The organism is Azospira oryzae, assembly GCF_004217225.1.
Classification (GTDB): domain Bacteria; phylum Pseudomonadota; class Gammaproteobacteria; order Burkholderiales; family Rhodocyclaceae; genus Azospira; species Azospira oryzae.
The window spans coordinates 1,943,792-1,970,550 of sequence record NZ_SHKM01000001.1 but is presented as its reverse complement, the minus strand read 5'-3'; the positions used below and the strand labels follow the sequence as shown (position 1 = coordinate 1,970,550).

The 26,759-nt window shown below is 65.0% G+C and carries 22 protein-coding genes; 17 read left to right on the top strand and 5 right to left on the bottom strand.

The window, feature by feature from the left end; genetic code table 11:
* The first annotated feature begins 8 nt into the window (after positions 1 to 8).
* From secY to rplQ, 8 genes are all read left to right on the top strand, one after another.
* Entirely contained in the window at positions 9 to 1,334 is a 1,326-nt protein-coding gene (gene secY, locus EV678_RS09015; RefSeq protein ID WP_014235459.1) for a preprotein translocase subunit SecY, read from the top strand.
* 27 nt (positions 1,335 to 1,361) lie between these two features.
* Positions 1,362 to 1,580 carry a translation initiation factor IF-1 gene (infA, locus tag EV678_RS09010; RefSeq protein WP_014235458.1) on the top strand — a complete coding sequence of 73 codons (219 nt, stop codon included), beginning with the start codon at positions 1,362 to 1,364 and terminating at the stop codon, positions 1,578 to 1,580.
* 79 nt (positions 1,581 to 1,659) lie between these two features.
* The gene (gene rpmJ, locus EV678_RS09005) at positions 1,660 to 1,773 is read left to right on the top strand and encodes a 50S ribosomal protein L36 (RefSeq protein WP_014235457.1); all 114 of its coding nucleotides are present in this window, start codon (positions 1,660 to 1,662) and stop codon (positions 1,771 to 1,773) included.
* 98 nt (positions 1,774 to 1,871) lie between these two features.
* Entirely contained in the window at positions 1,872 to 2,234 is a 363-nt protein-coding gene (gene rpsM / locus EV678_RS09000) for a 30S ribosomal protein S13 (protein ID WP_014235456.1), read from the top strand.
* Between the two features lie 11 nt (positions 2,235 to 2,245).
* A complete protein-coding gene (gene rpsK / locus EV678_RS08995; RefSeq protein WP_014235455.1) occupies positions 2,246 to 2,635 on the top strand; it encodes a 30S ribosomal protein S11 in 390 nt (129 codons plus the stop codon).
* A 10-nt stretch (positions 2,636 to 2,645) separates the two neighbouring features.
* On the top strand, positions 2,646 to 3,275 hold the full coding sequence (gene rpsD / locus EV678_RS08990) for a 30S ribosomal protein S4 (protein ID WP_014235454.1): 630 nt from the start codon (positions 2,646 to 2,648) through the stop codon (positions 3,273 to 3,275).
* A gap of 37 nt (positions 3,276 to 3,312) precedes the next feature.
* Positions 3,313 to 4,287, top strand: a complete 975-nt coding sequence (locus EV678_RS08985; RefSeq protein ID WP_014235453.1) for a DNA-directed RNA polymerase subunit alpha — start codon at positions 3,313 to 3,315, stop codon at positions 4,285 to 4,287.
* A 28-nt stretch (positions 4,288 to 4,315) separates the two neighbouring features.
* The gene (gene rplQ / locus EV678_RS08980; protein WP_014235452.1) at positions 4,316 to 4,714 is read left to right on the top strand and encodes a 50S ribosomal protein L17; all 399 of its coding nucleotides are present in this window, start codon (positions 4,316 to 4,318) and stop codon (positions 4,712 to 4,714) included.
* A 94-nt stretch (positions 4,715 to 4,808) separates the two neighbouring features.
* Here rplQ and EV678_RS08975 read toward each other — a convergent pair whose 3' ends face one another.
* The 4 genes from EV678_RS08975 to EV678_RS08960 are packed head-to-tail and all read right to left on the bottom strand — an operon-like array spanning position 4,809 to position 11,821.
* Positions 4,809 to 6,347: a SpoIIE family protein phosphatase gene (locus tag EV678_RS08975; protein WP_130459233.1), complete on the bottom strand. Its 1,539-nt coding sequence runs from the start codon at positions 6,345 to 6,347 to the stop codon at positions 4,809 to 4,811.
* The gene (locus tag EV678_RS08970) at positions 6,344 to 7,237 is read right to left on the bottom strand and encodes an ATP-binding response regulator (RefSeq protein WP_130459232.1); all 894 of its coding nucleotides are present in this window, start codon (positions 7,235 to 7,237) and stop codon (positions 6,344 to 6,346) included. The genes EV678_RS08975 and EV678_RS08970 overlap by 4 nt, the downstream gene beginning before the upstream one ends.
* Complete coding sequence (locus tag EV678_RS08965; protein WP_130459231.1) at positions 7,234 to 9,942, bottom strand: CHASE domain-containing sensor histidine kinase; 2,709 nt, start codon at positions 9,940 to 9,942, stop codon at positions 7,234 to 7,236. The genes EV678_RS08970 and EV678_RS08965 overlap by 4 nt, the downstream gene beginning before the upstream one ends.
* 49 nt (positions 9,943 to 9,991) lie before the next feature.
* Positions 9,992 to 11,821, bottom strand: a complete 1,830-nt coding sequence (locus tag EV678_RS08960; RefSeq protein ID WP_130459230.1) for an ABCB family ABC transporter ATP-binding protein/permease — start codon at positions 11,819 to 11,821, stop codon at positions 9,992 to 9,994.
* A 282-nt stretch (positions 11,822 to 12,103) separates the two neighbouring features.
* Between EV678_RS08960 and EV678_RS08955 the strand changes: the two genes are divergently transcribed.
* From EV678_RS08955 to EV678_RS08925, 7 genes are all read left to right on the top strand, one after another.
* Positions 12,104 to 12,802 carry a TetR/AcrR family transcriptional regulator gene (locus EV678_RS08955; RefSeq protein WP_130459229.1) on the top strand — a complete coding sequence of 233 codons (699 nt, stop codon included), beginning with the start codon at positions 12,104 to 12,106 and terminating at the stop codon, positions 12,800 to 12,802.
* An 86-nt stretch (positions 12,803 to 12,888) separates the two neighbouring features.
* Positions 12,889 to 15,225: an acyl-CoA dehydrogenase gene (locus EV678_RS08950; RefSeq protein WP_130459228.1), complete on the top strand. Its 2,337-nt coding sequence runs from the start codon at positions 12,889 to 12,891 to the stop codon at positions 15,223 to 15,225.
* A 101-nt stretch (positions 15,226 to 15,326) separates the two neighbouring features.
* On the top strand, positions 15,327 to 16,625 hold the full coding sequence (locus EV678_RS08945) for an acetyl-CoA C-acetyltransferase (RefSeq protein WP_130459227.1): 1,299 nt from the start codon (positions 15,327 to 15,329) through the stop codon (positions 16,623 to 16,625).
* A 7-nt stretch (positions 16,626 to 16,632) separates the two neighbouring features.
* A complete protein-coding gene (locus EV678_RS08940) occupies positions 16,633 to 17,577 on the top strand; it encodes a DegV family protein (protein WP_014235444.1) in 945 nt (314 codons plus the stop codon).
* Positions 17,578 to 17,592: 15 nt separating this feature from the next.
* Positions 17,593 to 19,524: a 3-hydroxyacyl-CoA dehydrogenase NAD-binding domain-containing protein gene (locus EV678_RS08935; protein WP_130459226.1), complete on the top strand. Its 1,932-nt coding sequence runs from the start codon at positions 17,593 to 17,595 to the stop codon at positions 19,522 to 19,524.
* Positions 19,517 to 19,915: an acyl-CoA thioesterase gene (locus EV678_RS08930; RefSeq protein ID WP_014235442.1), complete on the top strand. Its 399-nt coding sequence runs from the start codon at positions 19,517 to 19,519 to the stop codon at positions 19,913 to 19,915. The genes EV678_RS08935 and EV678_RS08930 overlap by 8 nt, the downstream gene beginning before the upstream one ends.
* A 63-nt stretch (positions 19,916 to 19,978) precedes the next feature.
* Positions 19,979 to 21,280, top strand: a complete 1,302-nt coding sequence (locus tag EV678_RS08925; RefSeq protein ID WP_130459225.1) for an OmpP1/FadL family transporter — start codon at positions 19,979 to 19,981, stop codon at positions 21,278 to 21,280.
* Between the two features lie 159 nt (positions 21,281 to 21,439).
* On the opposite strand, the gene EV678_RS08920 is transcribed toward EV678_RS08925, so the two are convergent.
* A complete protein-coding gene (locus EV678_RS08920) occupies positions 21,440 to 22,447 on the bottom strand; it encodes an AraC family transcriptional regulator (protein ID WP_130459224.1) in 1,008 nt (335 codons plus the stop codon).
* A 261-nt stretch (positions 22,448 to 22,708) separates the two neighbouring features.
* Between EV678_RS08920 and EV678_RS08915 the strand changes: the two genes are divergently transcribed.
* Positions 22,709 to 24,352, top strand: coding sequence for a fatty acid--CoA ligase (locus EV678_RS08915; RefSeq protein WP_130459223.1), 1,644 nt, complete (start codon positions 22,709 to 22,711; stop codon positions 24,350 to 24,352).
* Positions 24,353 to 24,368: 16 nt separating this feature from the next.
* On the top strand, positions 24,369 to 26,756 hold the full coding sequence (locus EV678_RS08910) for a 3-hydroxyacyl-CoA dehydrogenase/enoyl-CoA hydratase family protein (RefSeq protein ID WP_130459222.1): 2,388 nt from the start codon (positions 24,369 to 24,371) through the stop codon (positions 26,754 to 26,756).
* The last annotated feature ends 3 nt before the right edge of the window (positions 26,757 to 26,759 follow it).

Sequence of the window (26,759 nt, the reverse complement as noted above, 5' to 3'; positions counted from 1 at the left end):
GTTCGGTTTTGGCGACCAATAACGTAGTCAGCAAAGGCGGCAAGTTCGGCGATCTGAAACGCCGTCTGTGGTTCCTGCTTGGTGCCCTGGTCGTTTATCGCATCGGCGCCCACATCCCGGTTCCCGGGATTGACGCCAATGTGCTGGCCGAACTCTTCCAAAGCCAGCAGGGCGGCATCCTGGGCATGTTCAACATGTTCTCCGGTGGCGCCCTGTCTCGCTTTACCATTTTCGCCCTGGGCATCATGCCCTACATCTCCGCCTCCATCATCATGCAGTTGATGGCGGTGGCCAGCCCTCAGCTCGAGGCGCTGAAGAAGGAAGGTGAAGCCGGGCGGCGCAAGATTACCCAGTACACCCGCTATGGCACCGTGGCGCTCGCCCTGTTTCAGGGGTTGGGCATCGCAATTGCTCTCGAGGCACAGCCCGGGCTGGTCCTGGAGCCTGGCTTCCTGTTCCGCCTGACGACCGTGGCCACCCTGCTGACGGGCACCATGTTCCTGATGTGGCTGGGCGAGCAGATTACCGAGCGTGGCCTGGGCAACGGTATTTCCATCATCATCTTTGCCGGTATCGCTGCGGGTCTGCCCAATGCCATCGGTGGCCTGCTAGAGCTGGTTCGTACCGGTGCCATGCATCCGCTGACCGCAATCGTGATTTCGATTCTGGTGTTCTTCGTCACCGCCTTTGTGGTGTTCGTCGAGCGGGGCCAGCGCAAGATTCTGGTCAACTATGCCAAGCGCCAGGTTGGCAACAAGGTTTATGGCGGTCAGAGCTCCCATCTGCCGCTGAAGCTGAACATGGCTGGTGTCATTCCCCCCATCTTCGCTTCCTCGATCATTCTTTTCCCGGCGACCGTTGCCGGCTGGTTCGGTTCCGGCGAATCCATGCGCTGGCTGAAGGACTTCGCCGCCACCCTGTCGCCTGGCCAGCCGATCTACGTGATGCTCTACGCCGCCGCGATCGTCTTCTTCTGCTTCTTCTATACCGCCCTGGTGTTCAACTCCAAGGAAACCGCGGACAACCTGAAGAAGAGCGGGGCCTTCGTGCCCGGGATTCGTCCTGGCGAGCAGACTGCCCGCTACATTGACAAGATTCTCATGCGCCTGACCCTGGTTGGCGCCGGCTACATCACCCTAGTGTGTCTGCTGCCCGAGTTTCTGATTTTGAAGTGGAACGTGCCGTTCTATTTCGGTGGTACTTCCTTGCTGATTATCGTGGTCGTGACCATGGATTTCATGTCCCAGGTCCAGGCCTATGTAATGTCCCATCAATACGAAAGCCTGCTCAAGAAAGCTAACTTCAAGGGCGGTGGCTTCCCGGCAATGAAGTAGGCCGGCTCCAGACAGACCAGAGCTAGGATGGCGAAGGAAGATCTGATTGAAATGCAGGGGGAGGTGGTAGAAAACCTTCCCAATGCGACGTTCAGAGTGAAGCTGGAAAACGGCCACATGGTCCTCGGCTTCATATCCGGCAAGATGCGGATGCATTACATCCGTATCCTGCCAGGCGACAAGGTGACGGTGCAGTTGACGCCCTATGATTTATCCCGGGCCCGCATCGTTTTCCGCGCCAAATAAGGTTTCAAGAATCTCTACGCTAAGAAGTAATCGGGTTAATGGCTGGCTGCGCCAAGCGCCCTGAATCAAGGAGCTAAAAATGAAAGTGCTGGCATCGGTAAAAAAGATTTGCCGCAACTGCAAGATCATTCGTCGCAATGGCATTGTGCGCGTGATTTGCACTGATCCGCGCCATAAGCAGCGCCAGGGCTAATTGCAACCGGCGAAAGCTGGTGTTGCGTCGATATTCGGGTTGAATCGAAGTACGATTCATCGGTATAATTGTAGGTTTCGCTTTTCCGGGGTGACTTAATGGCCCGTATCGCTGGGGTAAATATTCCCAACCACAAACACGCTGAGATCGCGTTGACCGCGATTTTCGGCGTTGGTCGCACCCGCGCACAGAAGATCTGTGACGCAGCGGGTGTCGTTCGTTCGACCAAGGTGAAGGACCTGTCCGACGCCGAGATGGAACGCCTGCGTGATGAAGTTGGTAAGTTCACTGTCGAGGGTGACCTCCGCCGTGAAGTGACCATGAGCATCAAGCGTCTGATGGACCTTGGCTGCTATCGTGGCCTGCGTCACCGCAAGGGTCTGCCCGTGCGTGGTCAGCGTACCCGCACCAACGCGCGTACCCGCAAGGGCCCGCGCAAGGCTGTCCAAAAGGGCAAATAAGAGGATAGGAAATGGCTAAGACTGCTGCCAAAGTACGTAAAAAGGTCAAGAAGAACGTGGCCGAGGGCATTGCCCATATTCACGCCTCGTTCAACAACACCATCATCACCATCACCGACCGTCAAGGTAATGCTCTGTCTTGGGCTACCTCCGGTGGTGCTGGCTTCAAGGGCTCTCGCAAGTCCACTCCGTTTGCCGCTCAGGTGGCAGCCGAGGCTGCCGGCAAGGCTGCTCAAGAGTGTGGCGTGAAGAATCTGGAAGTGCGCATCAAGGGACCCGGCCCCGGCCGCGAATCCGCCGTGCGCGCCCTGAACGCCCTGGGTATGAAGATCACCGCAATCTCCGACGTGACGCCTGTGCCGCATAACGGCTGCCGTCCGCCGAAGAAGCGTCGCATTTAAGGAGTGACTCGTGGCTCGTAACCTCGATCCGAAATGCCGTCAGTGCCGCCGCGAAGGCGAAAAGCTCTTCCTCAAAGGCGAGAAGTGCTACACCGACAAGTGCTCTGTTGAGCGCCGTGCCTACGCCCCCGGTCAGCATGGTCAGAAGTCTGGCCAGCGCCTGTCCGACTACGGCGTGCATCTGCGTGAAAAGCAGAAGATCCGTCGCATCTACGGCGTGCTGGAAGGCCAATTCCGTAGCGTGTACAAAGAAGCCGACCGTCGTAAGGGCGTGACCGGCGAAAACCTGCTGCAGCTGCTGGAGTCCCGTCTGGATTCCGTGGCCTATCGCATGGGCTTCGGCGCTTCCCGCTCCGAATCCCGCCAGATCGTCCGTCACAACGGCGTGCTGGTGAATGGCAAGCGTGTGAACATCCCTTCCTACCAAGTTCGCCCCGGCGACGTGGTGGAGCTGACCGAGCGCTCCCGTGGTTCCCTGCGTGTGAAGGCTGCCCTGGCGGCTGCCGAATCCCGCGGCTTCCCCGAGTGGCTGGATGTGGACGCGAAGAATGGCAAGGGCACCTTCAAGGCTGCTCCGATCCGTTCCGAACTGCCTTCCACCATCAACGAAAGCCTGGTCATCGAACTTTATTCGAAGTAATGCCAGGCAGGCTGACTGAACAGGCAAAGGACAGCACATGCAAAGCACTGGACTTCTGAAACCGCGCATCATCGATGTGCAGAGCCTGTCGCCGGTACAGGCCCGGGTTGTGATGGAGCCGTTTGAACGCGGCTACGGTCACACCTTGGGCAATGCCCTGCGGCGTATTCTGCTTTCCTCGATGCCCGGCTACGCGCCGACCGACGTGAGCATCGACGGCGTCCTGCACGAGTACTCGACCATCGATGGCGTGCAGGAAGATGTCGTTGATATCCTTCTGAATCTGAAGGGTATCGTTTTCAAGCTCCACGGTCGCGACGAAGTCGTGCTGAAGCTCAGTAAGGACGGCGAGGGCATTGTCCGCGCCTCCGATATTGAGACCACCCACGACGTCGAGATCATCAACCCCGATCACGTGATCGCCCACATCTCCTCCGGCGGCAAGCTGTCCATGGAGATCAAGGTGGAAAAGGGCCGCGGCTATGTCCCCGGTACCATGCGCAATCTGGGTGATACCAAGAATATCGGCCAACTGGTGCTGGATGCTTCTTTCAGCCCGGTCCGTCGTGTCAGCTATCTGGTTGAGAGCGCTCGCGTCGAGCAGCGTACCGACCTGGACAAGCTGGTCATGGACATCGAGACCAACGGTGTTATCGAGCCCGAGGAAGCGATCCGCACTGCGGCCCGCATCCTGATGGAGCAACTGTCTGTGTTCGCCGACCTGGAAGGCACTGCCCCCATGGTCGAGGCCCAGAAGCCGGTGCAGGTGGATCCGATCCTGCTGCGCCCGGTGGATGACCTGGAACTGACGGTGCGCTCCGCCAACTGCCTCAAGGCCGAGAACATCTATTACATCGGTGATCTGATTCAGCGGACCGAGAACGAGCTGCTGAAGACCCCGAACCTGGGTCGCAAGTCGCTGAATGAAATCAAGGAAGTGTTGGCCGCCCGCGGCCTGACTCTGGGCATGAAGCTGGAAAACTGGCCGCCCGCGGGTCTGGAAAAAGTCTAACGCGGCCCGAACGAGAGAGGATTAGAAAATGCGTCACCGTAACGGTCTTCGCAAGCTGAACCGGACCAGCGCCCACCGTCTGGCCATGCTGCGCAACATGAGCAATTCCCTGCTCAAGCACGAAGTGATCAAGACCACCCTGCCCAAGGCCAAGGAGCTGCGCCGCGTGGTGGAACCGATCATCACCCTGGGCAAGAAGCCCAGCCTGGCTAACCGCCGTCTGGCCTTCGACCGCCTGCGCGACCGCGACATGGTCGTCAAGGTCTTCGACGTGCTGGGTCCCCGGTTTGCCACCCGCAACGGCGGCTACCTGCGCATCCTGAAGTGCGGCTTCCGTCAGGGCGACAACGCCCCGATGGCTCTGGTCGAACTGCTGGATCGCCCGGAAGGCGAAGCTGTGGAAGTTGCCGAGGAAGCAGCAGCCTAAGGCTGAAGTCTCCCCAGAAAAAGCCAGGCGCTTGCCTGGCTTTTTTTTCGTCCTGCGTTTGCCGCAGGGCCGACACTTTTGCCTCCGTGTTGCGTCAGCAATCCAGGAGCAAAACGGAAATGTCGTCCTGGGCAGGGCTGCCGGCCAGGTGTTCGGCCAATGCCTGTTGCAGGGCGGTTAGCCGTTGTTCGGGGGGCACGCCCCGCAGGATTTCGCGCAAGCCGGCGTGGCCAAGTTGGGCACCGTTCTTCCCCTCCGCTTCCTTAAAGCCGTCGGAATAGAGCATCAGCTGATGCCCTGGTGTGCACGGGAAGGTGTCAATGCTTGCCTCAAATTCATCTGTGCCGAGGATGCCGAATGGCAGGTGGCGGGAGGCGAAGGTCCGGACGACTTCCCCGTCGCCGTCCAACAACAACGATTCCGGCATGCCTCCACACCAGGCCTGGCCGGTGCCGGTAGCCGGATCAAGGAGAACAACATTGGCCGCCACAAAGTGGCCGGTGGGCAGGGATGCCTTCAGGTGCCGGTTCATCTCCCCCACCATGCTTTCCAGGGGCAGCCCCCGATTCGCCATGCCATAGAAGACGGTGAGGAGGGGCAGGGTGCTGATGGCCGCAGTCAGGCCATGGCCCGTCGCATCTGCCAGCAGGGCTACCAGAGAACCATCCGGGGTGCGGGTGGCGGCAACCACGTCGCCGCTGAAGTTCTTGGCGGCGCTGAGCCAGTAGCGAACATGGCTATCCTGCAGTCCCGGGCGCAGCATCTGCTTGTCCAGCAGGCGGGCGGCCAACTGGTTTTCCTCTTCTGCATGATCGTAGTACTGCTGCAGGGCCGCCGCATTCTCCATCAGCTTCATTTCGGCATTCTTGCGTTCGGTCACGTCCCGCAGCAGGCCGATGAAAATGCGCTGGGAACCGTCGCGGATTTCCGTGACCGCCAGCTCGGCGGGGAATACGGTGCCGTCCTTGCGCAGGGCGGGGCGTTCGCGCCCGTAGCCGAAGACATTGGGCGGGCCGCCTTCCACGTAGGCCCGCATGTAGTCGTTGTGGCGCGAGTGATAGGGCTCGGGCATCAGCACATTGACGTTCTGGCCCCGCAGTTCCTCCGGGCGCCAGCCGAGAATCCGTTCGGTGGCCTGATTGCAGGAGAGGATGCGGCCGTGGACGTCGATGGTGACGATGGCGTCGAGGACGTTGTCGGAAATGGCCTTCAACTGCCGATAGGACTCCCGCGCCTGGCGTTGCAGGTCCAGGGCCTTGTGCATGGAGCGGATGCGGGCATCGAGCAGGGCAAAATCCAAGGGCTTGGCGAGGAAGTCGTCGCCGCCGGCCTCCAGGCCCGCCACCAGATTCTCGCGCCGGTCCAGGGCCGAGAGGAAAATGATGGGCACCCAGCGATCCAGCTTTTCTGCCCGGATACGCCGTGCCACCTCCATGCCGTCGAGGACAGGCATCATGATGTCGAGCAGCAGCAGGTCGGGCTGGTGGCGGTGGAACAGATCCAGGGCCTGCTGGCCGTCCTCGGCTGCGATCACCTGGTGTCCCTGGCGTCCCAGCAGGGCCAGCAGAATCTGGCGGATGCTGGGGGAGTCGTCGGCCACCAGAATGCGCAGGGGCGGGCTCTTGCGCGTCACGGGAGCGTCTCGCCGATGGTGGCCAAGACCACGTTGCCCTTGCCCTGGTACTGCAGGTCCTGGAAGCTGCCCAGGCGGGCCATGGCAATGCCGCGACCGTTGGGGTCGAAGGCCCGGGCCGGATCGAAATCCAGGTAGCGGCTCCAGTCGAAGCCCTCGCCCTGGTCGCTGATACAGATGCGGATGGTGCTCCCGTCCCGTTCGAAAGTGACATCCACCCGCTTGCCTGCATTCTCCGGCAATTGCAGGCGGCGGCTGATTTCCTCCTGCCAGCGGTCACTGCGTTTCAGGGAGGATTTCTCCTCATAGGAAATGCCCAGGTTGCCGTGCTCGATGGCATTGACCAGCAACTCGGACAGTCCGAGGACGGCCCCTTCCGGTTCGGGACAGGCCTGGGCCAGGAAGACGGCCAGGCAGCCGACTTCGTCCAGGGTGGACAGGCTGAAACGGGCCGACTCCATCAGGCGCAGGGCATTGGTGTGCTCGCGCAGGCGCTGTTGCAGATCGCGGCGGGTGTTGCCGTCGGCGAGAGCGGCACGCACGATGGAGAGCAGGGAGTCCCTCTCATAGGGCTTGGTCAGGTAGTACAGGGCGCCGGCCAGCAGTCCTTCCCGCACCTGTTCTGGGGCGGAGGCGGCAGTCTGCATGATGACCGGAATGGGCTTCAGTTCCGGGTCGGCCTTGATGCGCTTGAGCAACTCGACGCCATCGATGCCGGGCATCATGCGGTCGAGCAGCACCAGATCCACGTCCGGATGCTGCCTCAGCATGGCCCAGGCCACCTCGCCGTTCTCCGCCATGCTCAGGCGGTAGCCCTGGCCGTCGAAATACTCGGACAGGATTTCCAGGTTGAGGGGCTCGTCGTCCACTATCAGCAGGTGATGGGTCATGCTCTATCCTCGATGGAGGGGCTGGCTTCCGGGGTCGGCAGGGTCACGGCGAGGCAGGTGCCGGGGCCGTCGTTGCCTCTGGCCACAATGGTACCGCGATGGGCCAGGGCGATTTCGCGACATATTGCCAGCCCGAGGCCGGTGCCGCCGGCGCCGGTCTTGGTTTTGCTGCTCTGGGCGAACTTGTCGAAGACCAGCTCCCGTTCGTCCACCGGAATGCCGACCCCTTCGTCGCGCACCGTCATCTCCACGGCGCTGCGATTGCCCCGGTCGCCGCTGCGGCGGCCCGAAGAGAGCGTGGTGGGGGCAAAGCCCACCTGGATGACGCCGCCCACGGGGGAGAACTTGATGGCGTTGGAGAGCAGGTTGCGGATCAGCTGGCCGAAGCGCAGGGGGTCGCAGTAAACCTCTGCCGGCCCCCGTTCGTCGAGCACCAGATGCAGGCTCTTCTCCTGCAGCAGGGACTCCATTTCGCCGGCGGCCTCCCGGATCAGGGGGCGCAGATTCACCGGCCTCGGCTCGAAAGACATCTTGCCCGCCTCCAGCTTGGACAGGTCGAGCAGGTCGTTCACCAGGGCCAGAAGCCGCTCCCCGCTTTCCCGGATGCGCTGGAAATAGTGGTTGAGCTTTTCCGCCCCCGGAATGCTGCCGGCCCGACTCAGACCCAGGCCGGCAAAGCTGAGGATGGCGTGCATCGGGGTACGCAGTTCATGGGACATGTTGGCGAGGAACTCGGACTTGGTGTGGTTGGCATACTCCGCCGCCTCCTTGGCCACCAGCAGGTCGGCGCTGCGCTCGCTGACCAGCTCCTGCAGATGGTCCCGGTGTCGGCGCAACTCGGCCTCCGCCGTCTTCAGGGCGGTAATGTCCACGGCCACGCCGAGGAAGCCGGTGACGTTGTGGGCTTCATCGTAGACGGCCGTCACCACCAGGCTCACCGTCAGGTGGCTGCCGTCCTGGCGTACATAGGTCCACTCGCGCCGCTCCGCTCCGGTGAGGCGGGCCCGGGTGACGAAGACCTCGAAGCCCTGGATCTTCCAGCCGAACTCCCGGCTCAGTTCGGCAGCTCTGGCCTCCACCTCCTCCGGCAGGTGCAGGATGGCGGGGGTGGCCTGGCCGACCATGGCCGCAGCGTTGTAGCCGAGCATCTTCTCCGCCCCCCGGTTGAAGACGGTGATCAGGCCTTCGGTGTCGGTGGTGATGATGGAGACTTCGGTGGCCGAGTCGAACACCGACTTCATGCGGGCGTTGGCCTGCAGCAGGGCCTGCTGGGTGCGGCGCACCTCGGAGACGTTGCGCACCACCATCAGGTAGCCGCCTTCGCCGATGGCCGTGATGCGGGCCTCGTACTCGCCGATCTCGCCGTCGTGGCGGGGCAGCTGGTACTCCATGATCTGCAGGCGCACACCGGCATCGATCCGGTCGCAGCACTGCTCCAGCTGCGTTACCAGGGAGGCCGGCAGGATGTCCCGGGGATGGCGACCGAGGAAGCTGTGGGGCGGCACGAACAGCTCACCTTCGTTGGGGGCGTGGTAGTGGCGGAAGCAGCGGTCCCGGTCCAGCTCGAACATGAGGTCGGGCAGGGCGGCGAAGACGCCGGTGAGGCGGCTGTTGGCCTCTGCCCATTCGTGGCTGAGGCGGCGGGCCAGCTGTTCGGCGAAGCTGCGCCGGCTGCCCAGACGCAGGGTCAGGAGGGCCAGCAGCATGCTGATGGCGGTGCCGGAAAAAAGCAGGATGCGGGAACTGGGCAGCTCGGGGCCCTGCTCCGGCGGGTCCTGGCTTTCCAGGTGCAGCTGCCAGGAACGGCCGCCGAAGTAGAAGCTGCGCTCCTCGGACAGGGGATTGCTGGGGCCGCTGCCGCTGGCACCGTAGAGGTGCTTGGTCTGGCTGCTGCCGCCACTGTCGTCGCTGATGCGGATATTGAGTTGGGCGCTGCCGCTGAGGCTGAGGCTGTCGACGAATTCATCCACCCGGAACAGGGTGAAGACATAGCCCTGCAGTGCCTGCCGCCGCTGCTCCTGGATGGTCGGCACACCGTTGGTGCTGTACAGGGGGGCGACCATGAGCAGGCTGGGGGAAGCATGTTCCGGGTCCGCCATCGGGCGGATGGGGCCGGACATGGCTACCACGCCCATGTCCCGGGCGGCCTGCAGTACCTCCCGGCGGGTCGGCTCGGAGGCCACGTCGAAGCCGAAGGCGCTGCGCAGGGGCGCCTCCGGCGCCATGAAGGCCACCGGGAAGTATTCATCCCGGGGTCCGGGGGGGCGCACCGAGAAACCGGTGACGCCTTCCCGCTCCCGCATGCGCTGGGTGAAGGCCGGCAAGTCGGCTGCCGCCACCCGGGGCAGGTAGCCCAGCACCAGCATGCCCGGCACCTTGCGCGACAGTTCCAGCTGTTCGCTGAACTGGTGCCAGGCCTGGCGGGAGGGATTGGGAGTGGCGTGGAGGAAGCCGGAGCCGCCGCGCAGCACCTGGGCGTAGTCGTTGAGCCGTTCCTCCATCGCCGCGGAGACCCGGGAGGCTTCCCGGGAGAAGGCGGCGCTGGCCTGCTGCTGTTCCATGTGGCGCAGCTGCTGCCAGCTGAACAGGGTCATGGCCATGGGCACCACCAGCACCACCAGGGCGGTGAGCCGCGGCGGCAGGGGCTGGCGCCGCAGCCGGCGGCGGGCGCGGGAGGGCAGGCTGGGGTGGGCGGATCTGGACATGGTCAGGCGGCCGCCGTCATCGCCGCCGGTGCCGGCACGGTACGGCGCATCAGGCCGGCTCCAGGCTGGGGGTGTCGTCTGCCAGGGCAGCGCCCAGTTCTTCCTGCTGCTGCAGGGCCCACATCTGGGCGTAGGCGCCGCCGGCGGCCAGCAGTTCGGCGTGGCGGCCCCGTTCGACGATGCGGCCGGCCTCCAGCACCAGGATTTCGTCCGCCTCCATCACGGTGGACAGGCGGTGGGCGATGATGAGGGTGGTGCGGCCCCGGGCCGCCAGCTCCAGCTGGGCCTGGATGGCCTTCTCGGTCTTGGAGTCCAGGGCCGAGGTGGCCTCGTCGAAAATGAGGATGGGCGGGTTCTTCAGCAGGGCCCGGGCGATGGCCACCCGCTGCTTCTCGCCGCCGGAAAGCTTGAGGCCCCGTTCGCCCACCCGGCTTTCCCACTTCTCCGGCAGGGATTCGACGAAGGCTTCCAGCTGGGCGGCCCGGGCGGCGGCAATGGCTTCCTCCCGGGTGGCGCCGGGGCGGCCGTACTGGATGTTGTAGATGAGGGTGTCGTTGAACAGCACCGTGTCCTGGGGGACGATGCCGATGGCGCTGCGCAGGCTGTCCTGGGTCATCTGGCGCAGGTCCAGGCCGTTGATGCGGATGGCGCCGCCGCTGACGTCGTAGAAGCGGTAGAGCAGGCGCGACAGGGTGGACTTGCCTGCGCCGGAGTGGCCCACCACCGCCAGGGTGTGGCCCGAGGGAATGGTGAAAGAGAGGTCGTGCAGGATCGGGCGGGCCGCATCGTAGGCGAAATCCACCGCCTCGAAGCGCACCTCCGCCGGGCCCGGGGGCAGGGCGATGGCATCCGGCGCGTCGGCTACTTCCCGGTTTTCGCCCAGCAGCTTGAACATGCGCTCGATGTCGGTGAGGGCCTGGCGGATTTCCCGGTACACCACGCCGAGGAAGTTGAGGGGCATGTACAGCTGGATGAGGAAGGCATTGACCAGCACCAAGTCGCCGATGGTCATGGTGCCGGCCACCACGCCGGCGGTGGCGCGCCACATCATCAGGGTGACGCCGGCGGCGATGATGGCCTGCTGCCCCAGATTGAGGAAGGAGAGGGTGACCTGGCTGCGGGTGGCGGCATCCTCCCACTGCTGCATCTGGCTGTCGTAGCGCCTGGCCTCGTAATCCTCGTTGTTGAAGTACTTCACCGTCTCGTAGTTGAGCAGGCTGTCGATGGCCCGGGAGTTGGCAGCCGAGTCCATTTCATTGACGGCGCGGCGGATGCCGATGCGCCAGTTGCTCACCTGCACGGTGAAGACGATGTAGGCCACCAGGGAGGCGGCGGTGATGGCGGCGAAGACCCAGTCGTAGTGGGTCAGCAGGATGCCCAGCACCAGGCCCAGCTCCACCAGGGTGGGCAGGATGGAATAGAGGGTGTAGCTGATCAGGCTGGAGATGGAGCGGGAGCCCCGTTCGATGTCCCGGGAGACGCCGCCGGTCTGGCGGTCCAGGTGGAAACGCAGGGACAGGGAGTGCAGGTGGCGGAACACCTCCAGGGCGATGCGCCGCACCGCCCGCTGGGTGACCCGGGCGAAGAGCATTTCCCGCAGCTCGGTGAACAGGGCGGTGCCGAAGCGCAGGCCGCCGTAGAGCAGGAGCAGCAGCACCGGCAGGGCCAGGGCCGTCTCCTGGGGCGACAGGCTGTCGATCATCTGCTTGAACACCAGGGGCACGGCGACGCTGGCCAGCTTGGCGCTGACCAGGGCGATCAGGGCGGCGGAAACTCGCCACTTGTACTGCCACAGGTAGGGAAACAGGGTGCGGATGGTGGGCCAGGCATGGACTTCGCCGGCGGGGCGGGGCAGGTGGGCAGAGGATGAGCGGCGCATGGCCCAATTCTAGCAGGGGGCCGCCGCCGGGCCCCGGCACTTGTGCGGGATTTCCTGATAGCGGGACGGGCAGGGGTGTGGTAACGCAATGGCGCCGGCCCGGGAGGCAGAAGGGGCGGGCCTGCTGGTCTGCCGTGCCTGGAAAGTGGCGTCCCTATTGGCTTTCGGGCCGGTGCCGGTGGCCGTGTAAAGACGCCTTGAAAAAACTTTACCGAATCTATTGCACTTCATTTTTTTTAAACATATGATTCAAACACTCGTTTGAATTTAGCTCGCCCCAACATGACCCAAGCTGCCCAGTCCCTGCCGCCCGCCGATGCCAAGAACAGCGCCGATACCCGGGAGCGCATTCTTGACGCCGCCGAACACCTGTTCACCGAGAACGGGTTCGAAGGGACCTCCATGCGCATGATCACCGGCGCCGCCGGGGTCAATCTGGCCGCGGTGAATTACCACTTCGGCTCCAAGGAACAGCTGATCCAGGAAGTGTTCCGCCGCCGTCTCACCTGGCTCAACCAGGAGCGCCTGCGCATCCTCGACGAGCTGGAGGCCGAAGCCGCCGGCAAGCCCCTCAAGCCGTCTCTGATCGTCGATGCCTTCTTCGGCACCCTGATCCGCATGGCCGAGCACGAGGCCCTGGGCGGGCGCACCTTCCTGCGCCTGATCGGCCGCACCATGACCGAACCCTCCGGTTTCATCCGCGCCTTCTTCGCCGAGGAATACGCCGGGGTGGTGGACCGTTACAAGCAGGCCCTGTTCAAGGCCCTGCCGGATGTGCCCAAGGCGGAAATCGTCTGGCGCTTCCATTTCATGCTCGGCGCCACGTCCTACGCCATCGCCGGTACGGACGCCCTGCGCATCGTCACCGACTGGGGCATCGAGCCCCAGGAGGCGGACGAGGGGCTGGACAAGCTGCTGCCTCGGCTCATGTCCTTCCTCCTCGGCGGCCTGCGTGCCCAGTTGCCCCAGTTCGAAAGCTGAAGTTGCAAACCTTGTAGTAACCACGGAATAACAACTCGAAGAGCCGACACAGATTGGCCGCGAGACCATAAAAGGAGACAGCATCCATGAGCATCATCCCTCTGTTGAGTGTGGCAACACTCTTGACGTTAGCCGTGCTGATCAGTGTCCGTCCTCTGCGTCGGGCCCTGATCAGCCGGCCTCTTTTCTCCATTTACAAGCGCATCCTGCCCCAGATGTCCGACACGGAGCGGGAGGCGCTGGAAGCCGGCAGCGTCTGGTGGGAGGGCGAGCTGTTCCGCGGCAAGCCTGACTGGCAGAAGCTGATGGCCTATCCCCAGCCCAAGCTGACGGCCGAAGAACAGGCCTTCATGGACAACGAGGTCGATCAGGCCTGCGCCATGACCGACGACTGGAAGGTCTCCCACGAGCTGTATGACCTGCCGCCCGATGTGTGGCAGTACATCAAGGACAAGGGCTTCCTCGGCATGATCATCCCGAAGAAGTACGGCGGCCTGGAATTCTCCGCCTACGCCCATTCCCAGGTGGTGACCAAGCTGTCCACCCGTTCCTCCGCCCTGGCCGTGTCCGTCATGGTGCCCAACTCCCTCGGCCCGGCCGAGCTGTTGCTGCACTACGGCACCGACGAGCAGAAGAACCACTACCTGCCCCGCCTGGCCAAGGGCATCGACGTGCCCGCCTTCGCCCTCACCAGCCCCTGGGCCGGTTCCGATGCGGCCTCCATCCCCGACTACGGCGTGGTCTGCAAGGGCATGTGGCAGGGCCAGGAAGTGCTGGGTATGAAGGTCACCTGGGACAAGCGCTACATCACCCTGGGCCCGGTGTGCACCGTGCTCGGCCTGGCCTTCCGTCTCTACGATCCCCAGGGCCTGCTGGGCGACAAGAAGGATATCGGCATCACCTGCGCCCTGGTCCCCAACGACCACCCCGGCGTGGAAATCGGCACCCGCCACTTCCCCCTGAACGCCGCCTTCCACAACGGTCCGACCCGGGGCAAGGAAGTGTTCATGCCCCTGGAGTTCATCATCGGCGGTCCCAAGATGGCCGGCCAGGGCTGGCGCATGCTGATGGAGTGTCTGGCTGCCGGCCGCTCCATCTCCCTGCCTTCCTCCAACACCGGCATGGCCAAGCTCACCGCCCGTGCCGTCGGCGCCTACGCCCGGGTCCGCAGCCAGTTCAAGATGGCCGTGGGCAAGTTCGAAGGCGTGGAAGAGGCCCTTACCCGCATCGGCGCCTACACCTACATGATGGACGCCGCCCGGGTCATGACCGCCGGCGCCGTCGATCTGGGCGAGAAGCCCTCCGTGGTCTCCGCCATCGCCAAGTACCACGTCACCGAACGGGCCCGCAAGGTGGTCAATGACGGCATGGACGTGATCGGCGGCAAGGGCATCTGCCTCGGCCCCTCCAACTTCCTCGGCCGTGCCTACCAGCAGATTCCCATCGGCATCACCGTGGAAGGCGCCAACATCCTCACCCGCAGCCTGATCATCTTCGGCCAGGGCGCCATCCGCTGCCATCCCTTCGTGCTGGCCGAAATGCAGGCCGCCCAGAAGAACGACCTGGTCGGCTTCGACAAGGCACTGTTCGGCCACATGGGCTTCTCCATCGGCAACGGCGTGCGCGCCCTGCTGCTGGGCCTGACAGGTGCCCGCTTCGCCGGCGTCGGTGCCGACGTGGCGCCGGAGACCCGCCGCTACTACCAGCAGCTGACCCGCTTCTCCTCTGCCTTCGCCTTCCTTTCCGACGTCTCCATGCTAGTCCTGGGCGGCGGTCTGAAGCGCAAGGAAAAAATCTCCGCCCGTCTCGGCGACATCCTGGCCCAGATGTACCTGATCTCCGCCACCTTGAAGCGCTACGAGGCGGAAGGCCGGCAGCAGGCCGATGCGGCCCTCATGCACTGGTCGGTGCTGGATTCCCTGGTGCAGGCCCAGGAAGCCTTTGACGGCGTCCTCGCCAACTACCCGAGCCCGCTGGTGGGCTGGTTCCTGAAGAAGGTCATCTTCCCCTTCGGCCGTCCCCATGTGGTGCCGTCCGACGACATCGGCCATCAGGTGGCCAAGGCCCTGATCTCCCCCAGCGCCACCCGGGAGCGCCTCACCGCCGGCTGCTTCGTCGCCAAGACGGAAGCGGATGCCGTGGGCGCCATCGAGCTGGCCCTGACCGCCACCCTGGAAGCCGAGCCCATCGAGGCCAAGATCCGGGAAGCGGAAAAGAGTGGCAAGTTCGACGGCAACCCCCTCGCCAACGTGCGCGATGTGGCCCTGGCCGCCTACGAGGCCGGCGTCCTGTCTGCCGCCGAGTACGCAGTGATCAAGCGGCGCAACGAACTGCGGGACATCGTCATCCGTGTGGACGACTTTGCCCCCGACTTCGGTGTGGCCACGGCCCTCAACAAGCCGGAAGTGCGCAAGGCGGCCTGAACGCCCTGCCAGCAGGACCCACGATCCCGGGGCGCCCCTTGTGGGTGATCCCGGGACGATTACAAGCAGAAACGTAAAAGACAAAACCAAAGGAGAGAGACATGGCCCAGCAGCAAGCATTTGAGCCGGTCTACGTGGTGGATGGGGCACGCACCCCGTTCCTCAAGGCGAAGAACGGGCCCGGCCCGTTCTCGGCCGCCGATCTTGCCGTGCAGGCCGGGCGGGCCCTTCTGGCCCGCCAGCCCTTCGCCCCGGAGGATCTGGACGAGGTGGTGCTGGGCTGTGCCAGCCCCAGCCCGGACGAGGTGAATATCGGCCGGGTAGCGGCCCTGCGCCTGGGCTGCGGCAACAAGGTGACGGGCTGGACGGTGATGCGCAACTGCGCCTCCGGCATGCAGGCCCTGGATTCGGCCATGGCCAACATCCAGTCCGGTCGTTCCGAACTGGTCCTGGCCGGCGGCGTGGACGCCCTGTCCCGGGCGCCCCTGCTCTACAACGACGCCATGGTGCTGTGGTTCGCCGGCATGATGCAGATGAAGACCCTGGGCCAGAAGGCCGGGCACTTCCTCAAGCTGCGCCCGAGCGTGCTGCTCAATCCGGTGATCGGCCTGATGAAGGGCCTGACCGATCCGGTGGTGGGCCTCTTGATGGGACAGACGGCGGAAAACCTGGCCTGGCGCTTCGGCATCAGCCGGGAAGAGATGGATGCCTTTTCCGTGCGCTCCCACCAGCGGGTCATGGCCGGCCGGGCCAAGCAGGCCTTCGGCGAGATCGTGCCCCTGGTCGGCAACGACGGCACCGTCTATGCCGAGGACGATGGCGTGCGGGCCGATGCCAGCATGGACGGGATGAAGAAGCTCAAGCCCTTTTTCGACAAGAAGTACGGCCGGGTCACTCCGGCCAACAGTTCCCAGATCACCGATGGCGGCGCCTGGCTGCTGCTGGCTTCCGAAAGCGCCGTCAAGCGCTGGAAGCTCGAGCCCCTGGGCCGCATCGTGGACGCCCAGTGGGCCGGCCTCGATCCTTCCCAGATGGGCCTGGGCCCGGTACATGCGGTGACTCCCATCCTGCAGCGCCACGGCCTGGGCCTCAACGATGTGGACCTGATGGAAATCAACGAGGCCTTCGCTGCCCAGGTGCTGGGCTGCCTCAAGGCCTGGGAAGACGATGCCTACTGCCGCGAGGAACTGGGCCTGCCCGGTGCCCTGGGCAGCCTGGACCAGGACAAGCTCAACGTGGATGGCGGCGCCGTGGCCCAGGGCCATCCGGTGGGCGCCTCCGGCGCCCGCATCGTGCTGCACCTGCTGCATGCCCTGAAAGCCCGGGGCGGCAAGCGGGGCGTCGCCAGCATCTGCATCGGCGGCGGCCAGGGCGGTGCCATGCTGGTGGAAACCTGCTGAGGCCGCCATGCGCATCGGCATCATTGTCGATTCCTGCTGCGACCTGCCCCGGCAGTTCCTCGACGAGCACGAGATCGTGGTCCTGCCCATCTCCCTGCGCATCGGCGGCGCGGTGATCCAGGACCGGCGCGACCCGGACGAGACCCATCGCTTCTACGCCACCCATGTGGACCGGCGCAGCGAGGATTTTGCCGAGTCCTTCCCCTACAGCCCGGCCCAGATCGAGCAGGTGTTCCTGGACAAGATGGTGATCGACTACGACTACGTCTTCGTCCTCACCATCACCAGCGAGCGCAGCCCCATCTACGACCATGCCATGCAGGCCTCGCGCACCGTCCTCACCAAGTACAAGGACCCGCGCCGGGAAATCGGCAAGCCGGGCCGCTTCGGCCTGTGCGTGCTCTCCAGCCGCAACCTGTTCACCGGCCAGGCCGTGCTGGCGGCGGAAGCGGTGCGCCTGATCCGTCTCGGCGGCACGCCCAGCGAGATCGGCACCCGCCTGCGCCAGCTGGTGGACCACATCCACACCTACCTGGTGCCGGCGGACCTCTTCCACATCTACAAGCGGGCCGCCAAGAAGGGCGACAGCAGCATCAACTGGGGCACCTACAAGCTCGGCCAGATGCTGGACATGAAGCCCATCCTGCACTGCAACCGGGACGTCACCCGCTCCATCGCCAAGGTGCGCGGCTTCGAGGCCGGCGTGCAGCGCCTCTTCGCCAACGCGGCGCGGCAGGTGCGGGCCGGCCTGGAGTCGCCCCACGTCTGCATCAGCTACGGCGGCGATCCGGCCACCGTGCCCGGCCTGCCCGGCTATGCCGACCTGGCGGCGGCGGTGCAGGAGAAGGGCGCCGAGATCCTGATTTCCATGATGAGCAACACCGCCGCGGTCAACGTGGGCACGGGGGCGGTGTCCCTGGCCTTTGCCGCCGGTAGCCATACCTTTCACTGAAGGTAGACCATGAACATGCATACCCAAACCTCCCTGACCCAACAGCACTGGCACCTCACCCGGGAGGCCGGCGGCCTCGCCTGGCTGTCCCTGGACAAGGCCGGGGAGAGTGCCAATTCCCTGTCCAAGGCCGTCATGGCCGAACTCTCCGGCGTGCTGGACGAGCTCGACCGCCAGCCGCCCAAGGCCCTCATCATCCGCTCCGCCAAGAGCGCCGGCTTCATTGCCGGGGCCGACATTTCCGAATTCGACCAGCTGGATTCGCCGGAGGCCGCCAAGGCCATGGTGGCCCGGGGCTGGGAGCTGTTCAACCGCCTCGCCGCCGTACCCTATCCGACCCTGGCCCTGGTGCGGGGCCACTGCCTGGGCGGCGGCCTGGAACTGGCCCTGGCCTGCCGTACCCTGCTGGTGGTGGACGAGCCGGGCACCAAGCTGGGCCTGCCCGAAGTCATGCTCGGCATCTTCCCCGGCTGGGGCGGCATGCTGCGCCTGCCCCGGCGGGTCGGTCCCGCCGTGGCCCTGGACCTGATGCTGGCCGGCAAGACCGTGGATGCGAAAAAGGCCAAGCGCCTGGGCCTGGCCGACGAGTGCGTGCCGCCCCGGGTGATGGAATCCGCTGCCCGCCAGCTGGCCCTCAACCCGCCGTCCCGCAAGCCCCTGCCGCTGCTGCAGCGCCTCTTCCTGGGCCCCCTGCGCGGCGTGGTGGCGGGCCAGGCGCGCAAGCAGGTGGCCAAGCGGGCCCGTCCCGAGCACTATCCAGCGCCCTACGCCATCATCGACCTGTGGGCCAAGTACGACGGCAACGCCCTGGCGGCGCCCGAGATCACCGATCGCATCGTCCGTTCCGCCACCGCCCGCAACCTGGTGCGGGTATTCCACCTGCAGGAGCGGCTGAAGGCTTTCGGCAAGGATTCCGCTTTCGTCGCCAAGCGGGTGCACGTGGTGGGGGCCGGCGTCATGGGGGGAGACATCGCCGCCTGGTGCGCCGGCCGCGGTCTCACCGTGACCCTGCAGGACCAGAACGTGGAGCGCATCGCTCCTGCCATCAAGCGGGCCCACGCCGGCTTTGCCCGGCGCATCAGGGACAAGCTGCAGCTGCGCGCCGTCATGGACCGGCTCATCCCCGATCCGGAAGGCCACGGCGCCGCCCATGCCGACGTGGTCATCGAGGCCATCTTCGAGAACCTGGAAGCCAAGCACAGCCTGCTCAAGGGCCTGGAGGCCCGGATGAAGCCCGATGCCGTGCTGGCCACCAACACCTCCAGCCTGAAGCTGGAGGACATCCGTACCGTCCTGCAGCGGCCGGAACGCCTGGTGGGCATCCACTTCTTCAACCCGGTGGCGAAGATGCCCCTGGTGGAGGTGGTGACGGCCGAGGGCGGCGATGCGGAAGTGACGCGCCAGGCCTGCGCCTTCGTGCGCGGCATCGACAAGCTGCCCCTGCCGGTTAAGAGCGCCCCCGGCTTCCTGGTCAATGCCGTGCTCGGCCCCTACCTGCTGGAAGCCATGCGCTGCGTGGACGAGGGCATCGCCCCGGAGACGGTGGATGAAGCGGCCCTGGCCTTCGGCATGCCCATGGGGCCCATCGAACTGGCCGACACCGTCGGCCTGGACATTGCCATGGCGGCCGGCAAGGCCCTGGCCGGCAACGGTACGGAGCCGCCCAAGTGCCTGGTGCAACGCTTCGAGCGCGGCGATCTGGGGCGCAAGAGCGGCAAGGGTTTCTACGCCTATCCGGCCGGCAAGATCCAGAAGGGGGCGGCGGGCGCAGTGCCGGCCGGTCTGGCCGAACGGCTGGTGCAGCCCCTGCTGCAGCGGACGCAACAATTGGTCGATGCAGGTGTCGTAGCGGATGCCGAGCTGGCGGACGCCGGCGTAATATTCGGCACCGGTTTCGCCCCCTTCACGGGCGGACCGCTCAACTACGCTAGGAGCCGACATGCCTGAAATCCCCGTCCAACTGCCCGAAAAGCAACCCACCCTGCGCCTGATGACCATGCCGTCGGACATGAATCCGAACGGCGACATCTTCGGCGGCTGGGTCATGTCCCAGGTGGACATTGCCGGCGGCGTCGCCGCCATGCGTCGGGCCCGCGGACGGGTGACCACGGTCGCCGTCAATGCCTTCCAGTTCAAGCAGCCCATTTCCATCGGCGATGTCGTCAGCTTCTACACCGACATCGTCAAGGTCGGCCGCACTTCCATCACCCTCAGTGTGGAGGTCTATGCCGAGCGCAATTATTTCAAGCCCATCACCGTCAAGGTGACGGAGGCCACCCTGACCTACGTGGCCATCGACGTCAGCGGCAACAAGCGGGAAGTGCCGCCCGAGGGCTGAGAGCAGGTGTTTTACCCGGGAGGTTCGCCTCCCAAACCACAATCATAAATAGGAGACAAAACGATGTTGAAGACTTCCATGAAGTTGTTGCCGTTGTTGGTCCTGGGGGCAGTTTCCGGTACCGCTTCCGCTGCCGGCTTCCAGTTGCTGGAACAGAACGCCACCGGCCTCGGCAATGCCTACGCCGGTTCTGCCGCCGTGTCCGAGAACGCCTCCGGCCAGTATTTCAATGCCGCCAACCTGGCGGATCTGGAGGGGCGCCAGTTTTCCACCGGTGTGAACTATATCGAGCTGGATTCGACTTTTAACAATTCGGCTTCCACCAACCCCTTGGGTCGAAATAATCTGGCCAAGAGCGGTGTGGATGGCGGCGACGCCGCCTTTGTTCCCAACTTCTACCTGGCCTTGCCCCTGAGCAAGGACCTGACCTTCGGCTTCGGGCTGAATGCTCCCTTCGGCATGCGTACGGCCTGGAGCAAGAACTGGATCGGCCAGTACTACGCCACCATCACCGACGTGAAGGCGATGAACTTCAACGCCAACCTGGCCTACAAGGTGAATGAGCAGCTCTCCATCGGCGGCGGTATCAACTATCAGAAGTTCGATGCCCAGATCGAGACCGCCCTTAACGGCCGTCCTCTCGGCGCCCCCATTCCCGACGGTCTGTTGTCCGTGGCCGGCGATAGCTGGGCCTGGGGCTACAACCTGGGGCTGACCTTCAAACCTTCCGCCGCGACCAAGATTGGCGTCTCCTACCGCTCCGCCGTCAAGCATGAGCTGGAAGGCAAGTACAGCGTTTCCGGTTTCACTGCTGGTACGGTGGCGATTGGTGCCGGCGTCTATGGTCTGAATTCCACCTCCGGCAATGCCAAGGTGAATGTCAAACTGCCCGACACCTTCATCATCAGTGCCACCCACCAGTTGAACAACAAGTGGGAGCTGCTGGGCGACATCAGCCGCACCAGCTGGTCCGATGTGCCGGAACTGCGCGTCCAGTTCTCCGACGGTTCCGCCGACAAGGTCAGCAAGTATGACTGGCGCGATACCTGGCGTGTTGCCGTGGGCGCCAACTTCCAGGCCACCGATGCCTGGAAGCTGCGTCTGGGCCTGGCTTTCGACCAGTCTCCGGTGAAGGAAGGCCTGCGCACCCCGCGCCTGCCCGACCAGGATCGGGTGTGGTACACCATTGGTGCCCAGTACAAGCTGAACAAGGGCAGCAATCTTGATGTCGGCTATGCCTACGTCAAGGCCAAGAGTGCCCATGGCGACGAAACCAGTGCAAACCCCGCCGTTACCGGCCGTCTGGTCGGCGACTATGACAGCTCCGTGCAGGTGCTGGGTGTCCAGTACTCCATGAACTTCTGAGCGGCCTCGTCTCCCCGTGAAAACGCCCCGGCTTGCCGGGGCGTTTTTCTTTTGCGGCATAGCGATGCATGCCTCTTGACGGAAGAGTGTCAAAGCCTATAATTCAAACGTTCGTTTGAATTATAGGCGAGGCCGATGCCGATTTTTCCCGTTCCCCTGTCAGCGCCGCAGCCGGTAGGCGCCCGGCGTGCTGCCCGTCCATTTGCGGAAGGCGCGGTGGAAGGTGGTCGGGTCGTCGAAGCCTACGGCGGTGCCGATCACGGCGATGGGCATGTCGGTCTGGGTCAGGCGCTGGATGGCCACGTCCCGGCGCAGTTCATCCTTGATGGCCTGGAAGGTGGTGCCTTCCGTCGCCAGGTGGCGGGTCAGGCTGCGCACCGACGTGTGCAGGCTGCGCGCCACCGTTTCGATGGAAAGGGAGCGTTCCAGTTGTTTTTCCAGGGTCTCCCGCACCTTCTGGCTGACCAGGCGCTCGGCAAAGGAAACGAAGAGCCAGCCGCCCGGGGCCTTGCTGAGGAAGGTGCCGAGGGAGTTCTTGTCCTGCCGGATCGGTGTGGCCAGGGCGCTGGCCTCGAAGTACAGGGCCGACTGCCCCTGGTCGAAATGCACCGGCCCCGGATAGAGAAAAACGTACTCCGAGGCATGGCGTGGTCGCGGATAGGCGCAGTCCACCCGGGCCAGGGTCATCTTGTGGCCGGTCAGCCAGGAGGCGACGCCGTGGATCAGCTTGAGCATGATCTCCTGGCCGAAGGTGTTTGCGGGCGCCGCCGGAGTCTGGGGGATGAGGGCGATGCGCACCAGGCCGCCCTGGCGCGAGAGGTCGATGGCGAAGTCGTCCAGCAGCAGATGGAAGAAGCGGGTGAAGCGGAACAGGGCAGTCTGCAGGTTGGCCGATTCGAGCAGGCTCAGGCAGAGGAACTTGAAGGCGCCGGCCCGCACCGGGCGGGAGAACATGCCGGGCAGTTCGTCGTCCAGCTCCCGCGCCAGCAGGCGGTAGAGGGTGGCGAACTGCTCCGTGGTGACGCGGGCGGTATCGGCTGTCAGCAAGGCCGGCGCGATGCCGGCCTGTTGCACCAGGGCCGTACGTCGAGGGGGCTCGATGGCAGTGCCGGCCAGCAGGTGGTGCACGAAGCTGATGGGGACGGTGCTCGATGACGGGGCGGCCATGGCCTGGGATTTCTTGTGCGCTGCGGCATGAGGAATGGCCGATTATGCAAGTAAATAGGCGCAACCGGCAATCCGGCGGAGCGGCGATTGTTCGTAGAATCGTCGCGGAAACAAAGACTCTGTCTTGTTTCAAGGAGTCCGCTGGGCATCGGGTCGTACCTGCCGGAAAGACACTCTTTCGGCGCGATAGGTCTATTGCCAGGGTCGCAGGCGCGGCCGCCGGCGGGCGATAAGCCAGAACAACGCCGGGAGACTTCCGCCATGTCCATGCAACCCATCCAGGTCACACCCTCCGCCTACACCTATCCCCTGCTGATCAAGCAGCTGCTGCATACTCCCCTGGCGACGGCGCCGCAGCAGGAAATCGTCTATGGGGACAAGGTGCGCCACACCTACCGGGCCCTGGCCCTGCGCATCAACCGCCAGGGCCATGCCCTGAGCCGCCTGGGGGTCCAGGGCGGCGACACGGTGGCGGTCATGGATTGGGACAGTCACCGCTACCTGGAGTGCTTCTTCGGCGTGCCCATGCTGGGCGCCGTGCTGCAGACCGTGAATGTGCGCCTGTCGCCGGACCAGATCCTGTACACCCTGAACCATGCCCAGGCCAGCGTGCTGCTGGTGAACCGGGAATTCCTGCCGGTGCTGGCGCAAATCCGCGGCGAGCTGGCCACGGTGAAACGCTTCGTTCTGCTGGACGACGAAGGCGGCGACCTGCCGGAAGGCTTTGCCGGCGAGTACGAAGCCCTGCTGGCCGACTGCCCGGACCACTACGACTTTCCCGATTTCGACGAAAACACCCGGGCCACCACCTTCTACACCACCGGCACCACCGGCCTGCCCAAGGGCGTCTATTTCAGCCACCGCCAGCTGGTGCTGCACACCCTGGCCGTCTGCTCTGCCCTGGCCCTGGCGCCGCAACAGGGGGGATTCCACCGGGACGACATTTACATGCCCCTGACCCCCATGTTCCATGTGCACGCCTGGGGCATGCCCTACATCGCCACCCTGGCGGGGGTGAAGCAGGTCTATCCGGGGCGCTACCAGCCCGAAGCCATCCTCAAGCTGATCGAGAAGGAGCAGGTCACCTTCTCCCACTGCGTCCCCACCATCCTGCACATGCTGCTGCTGACGCCCTATGGCAAGCAGGTGGACCTTTCCCGGTGGAAGGTCATCATCGGCGGCTCTGCCCTCACCACGGGTCTGGCCAAGGCGGCCCTGGAGCGGGGCATCGATGTGTTCACCGGCTACGGCATGTCCGAGACCTGTCCCATCCTGACCCTGGCCCAGATGGAAGATCCGGCGCTGCTGGCCGATGCCGATGCCAACGTGGCGGTACGGGTCAAGACCGGCCGGCCCGTGCCCCTGGTGGCCCTGCGCACCGTGGACGCCCAGATGGGTGACTGCCCACGGGACGGCAAGAGCGCCGGCGAGGTGGTGGTGCGCGCCCCCTGGCTGACCCAGGGCTATCTCTATAACCCGGAGGCCTCGGAGCATCTGTGGGATGGCGGCTGGCTGCACACCCAGGACATCGGCCACATCGACCCCCAGGGCTACCTGCAGGTCACCGACCGCATCAAGGACGTGATCAAGACCGGTGGCGAGTGGGTCTCCTCCCTCGAACTGGAGGACCTCATCGGCCGCCACCCGGGGGTCAGCGAAGTGGCCGTCATCGGCGTGCCCGACGAGAAGTGGGGCGAACGCCCCCTGGCCCTGGTGGTGCTCAAGCCCGAATTCGCCGACCAGGTGTCGGCCGCAGATATCCAAGCCCATGTGAAGGTCTTTGCCGACCAGGGCCATATTTCCAAGTACGGTGTACCGGAAAACGTCAGATTCCTCGAGAGTCTGGCTCGAACCAGCGTTGGCAAGCTGAACAAGCGCGCCATGCGGGAACAACTAGTGAAGTGAAGGAGACAAGAAGACCATGAGTGAGAACAGCAAACTGATCGTCCGCCGGGCTGCCGTGCTCGGCGCCGGCGTGATGGGGGCCCAGATCGCCGCCCATCTCGCCAACGCCGATGTGCCGGTGGTGCTTTTCGACCTGGCGGCCAAGGAGGGCGACCCCAACGGCATCGTCAAGAAGGCCCTGGACGGCTTGAAGAAGCTGGACCCGGCCCCCCTGGCGAGCAAGGAGCGCCTGGCCCACATCGATGCCGCGAACTACGAGCAGCACCTGGCCCTGCTGGGCGAGTGCGACCTGGTGATCGAGGCCATCGCCGAGAAGATGGAGTGGAAGGAGGACCTCTACCGCAAGATCGCGCCCCACCTGAAGGCCGGCGCCATCGTCGCCTCCAACACCTCGGGCCTGTCCATCAACAAGCTGTCCTCCACCGTGCCGGCGGAGAAGCGGGCCAACTTCTGCGGCATCCACTTCTTCAATCCGCCGCGCTACATGCCCCTGGTGGAAATCATCGCCACCACCGACTCCGATCCGGCCATGCTGGACCGCCTGGAAACCTGGCTGGTCTCCCGCCTCGGCAAGAGCGTGGTGCGGGCCAAGGACACCCCCAACTTCGTCGCCAACCGGGTCGGCGTCTTCTCCATCCTGGCGGTGATGCACCACACCCAGCGCCTGGAGATGGGCTTCGACGAGGTGGATGCCCTGACCGGCCCCAAGATCGGCCGTCCCAAGAGCGCCACCTACCGCACCGCCGACGTGGTGGGCCTGGACACCCTGGCCCACGTGGTCAAGACCATGCAGGACACCCTGCCCGGCGACCCCTGGCACAGCCACTTCCAGGCCCCGGCCTGGCTGGCCGCCCTGATCGAGAAGGGCGCCCTGGGCCAGAAGACCAAGGGCGGCATCTTCCGTAAGCAGGGCAAGGAAATCCAGGTGCTGGACCTGGCCAAGCAGGATTACCGTACCTCCGCCGGCGAGATCGCGCCGGAAGTGGCCGAGATCCTCAAGATCAAGAACCCGGCCGAGAAGTTCGCCGCCCTGCGCGCCTCCGGCCACAAGCAGGCCCAGTTCCTGTGGGCCATCTACCGGGACGTCTTCCACTACTGCGCCTTCCATCTGGAATCCATCGCCGACAACGCCCGGGATGTGGATTTCGCCATGCGCTGGGGCTTTGGCTGGGCCATGGGCCCCTTCGAGACCTGGCAGGCGGCCGGCTGGAAAGCCATTGCCGCCGCCGTGCAGGCCGACATCGACGCCGGCCTGGCCATGAGCCCGGCGCCCCTGCCTGCCTGGGTCATGGCCCGGGACGGGGTGCATGAACCCGCCGGCTCCTGGTCCGCCGCCGAACAGGGCCTCAAGCCCCGTTCCAGCCTGCCGGTGTACGGCCGCCAGCTCTATCCCGAGACCGTGCTGGGCGAAGCCCCCGCCGCCAAGGGTGAGACCGTCTGGGAAAACGCCGGGGTGCGCCTGTGGACCCATGCCCAGGACCCGAAGATCGCCATTCTCTCCATCACCTCCAAGATGCACGCCATCGGCGACGAGGTGCTGGACGGCGTGCTCGAAGCAGTCAGCCGGGCCGAGCGGGACTTCGACGGCCTGGTCATCTGGCACGAAGCCCCCTTCGCCGTCGGCGCCAACCTGCAGCAGGTGGGCGAAGCCTGCGCCAAGGGCGAGTTCGACAAGCTGGAGGCCACCGTGGCCAAGTTCCAGCGCGCCTCCATGGCCTTCAAGCACGCCCAGGTGCCCACCGTGGCGGCCGTGCAGGGCATGGCCCTGGGCGGCGGCTGCGAGTTCGTCATGCATGCGGCCCACCGGGTCATGGCCCTGGAAAGCTACGTCGGTCTGGTGGAAGCGGGCGTCGGCCTGATTCCCGCCGGCGGCGGCTGCAAGGAATTCGCCATCCGCGCCGCCCAGTTCGGTGCCCGCCAGGCCGGCGGCGAACTGTTCCCCTTCCTGCAGAACGTGTTCCAGACCATCGCCATGGCCAAGGTGGCCAAGAGCGCCCTGGAAGTGCAGGAAATGGGCTTCGCCAAGGAGTCGGACGACGTGGTCTTCAACGCCCACGAACTGCTGCACGTGGCCCTGGGCCGCGCCCGGGCCATGGCCCAGGCCGGCTACCGTCCGCCCCTGCGGGCCCGCAACATCCCGGTGGCCGGCCGTCCCGGCATTGCCACCCTGGAGATGATGCTGGTGAACATGAAGGAGGGCGGTTTCATCTCCGCCCACGATTACCGGGTGGCCCGCTCCGCCGCCATCGCCCTGTGCGGCGGCGACGTGGAGCAGGGCAGCCGGGTGGACGACGAATGGCTGCTCACCGTGGAGCGCCGCGAATTCGTCGAACTGCTGAAAACCCCGGAAACCCAGGCCCGCATCAAGCACATGCTTGAGACCGGCAAGCCCCTGCGTAATTAAGGG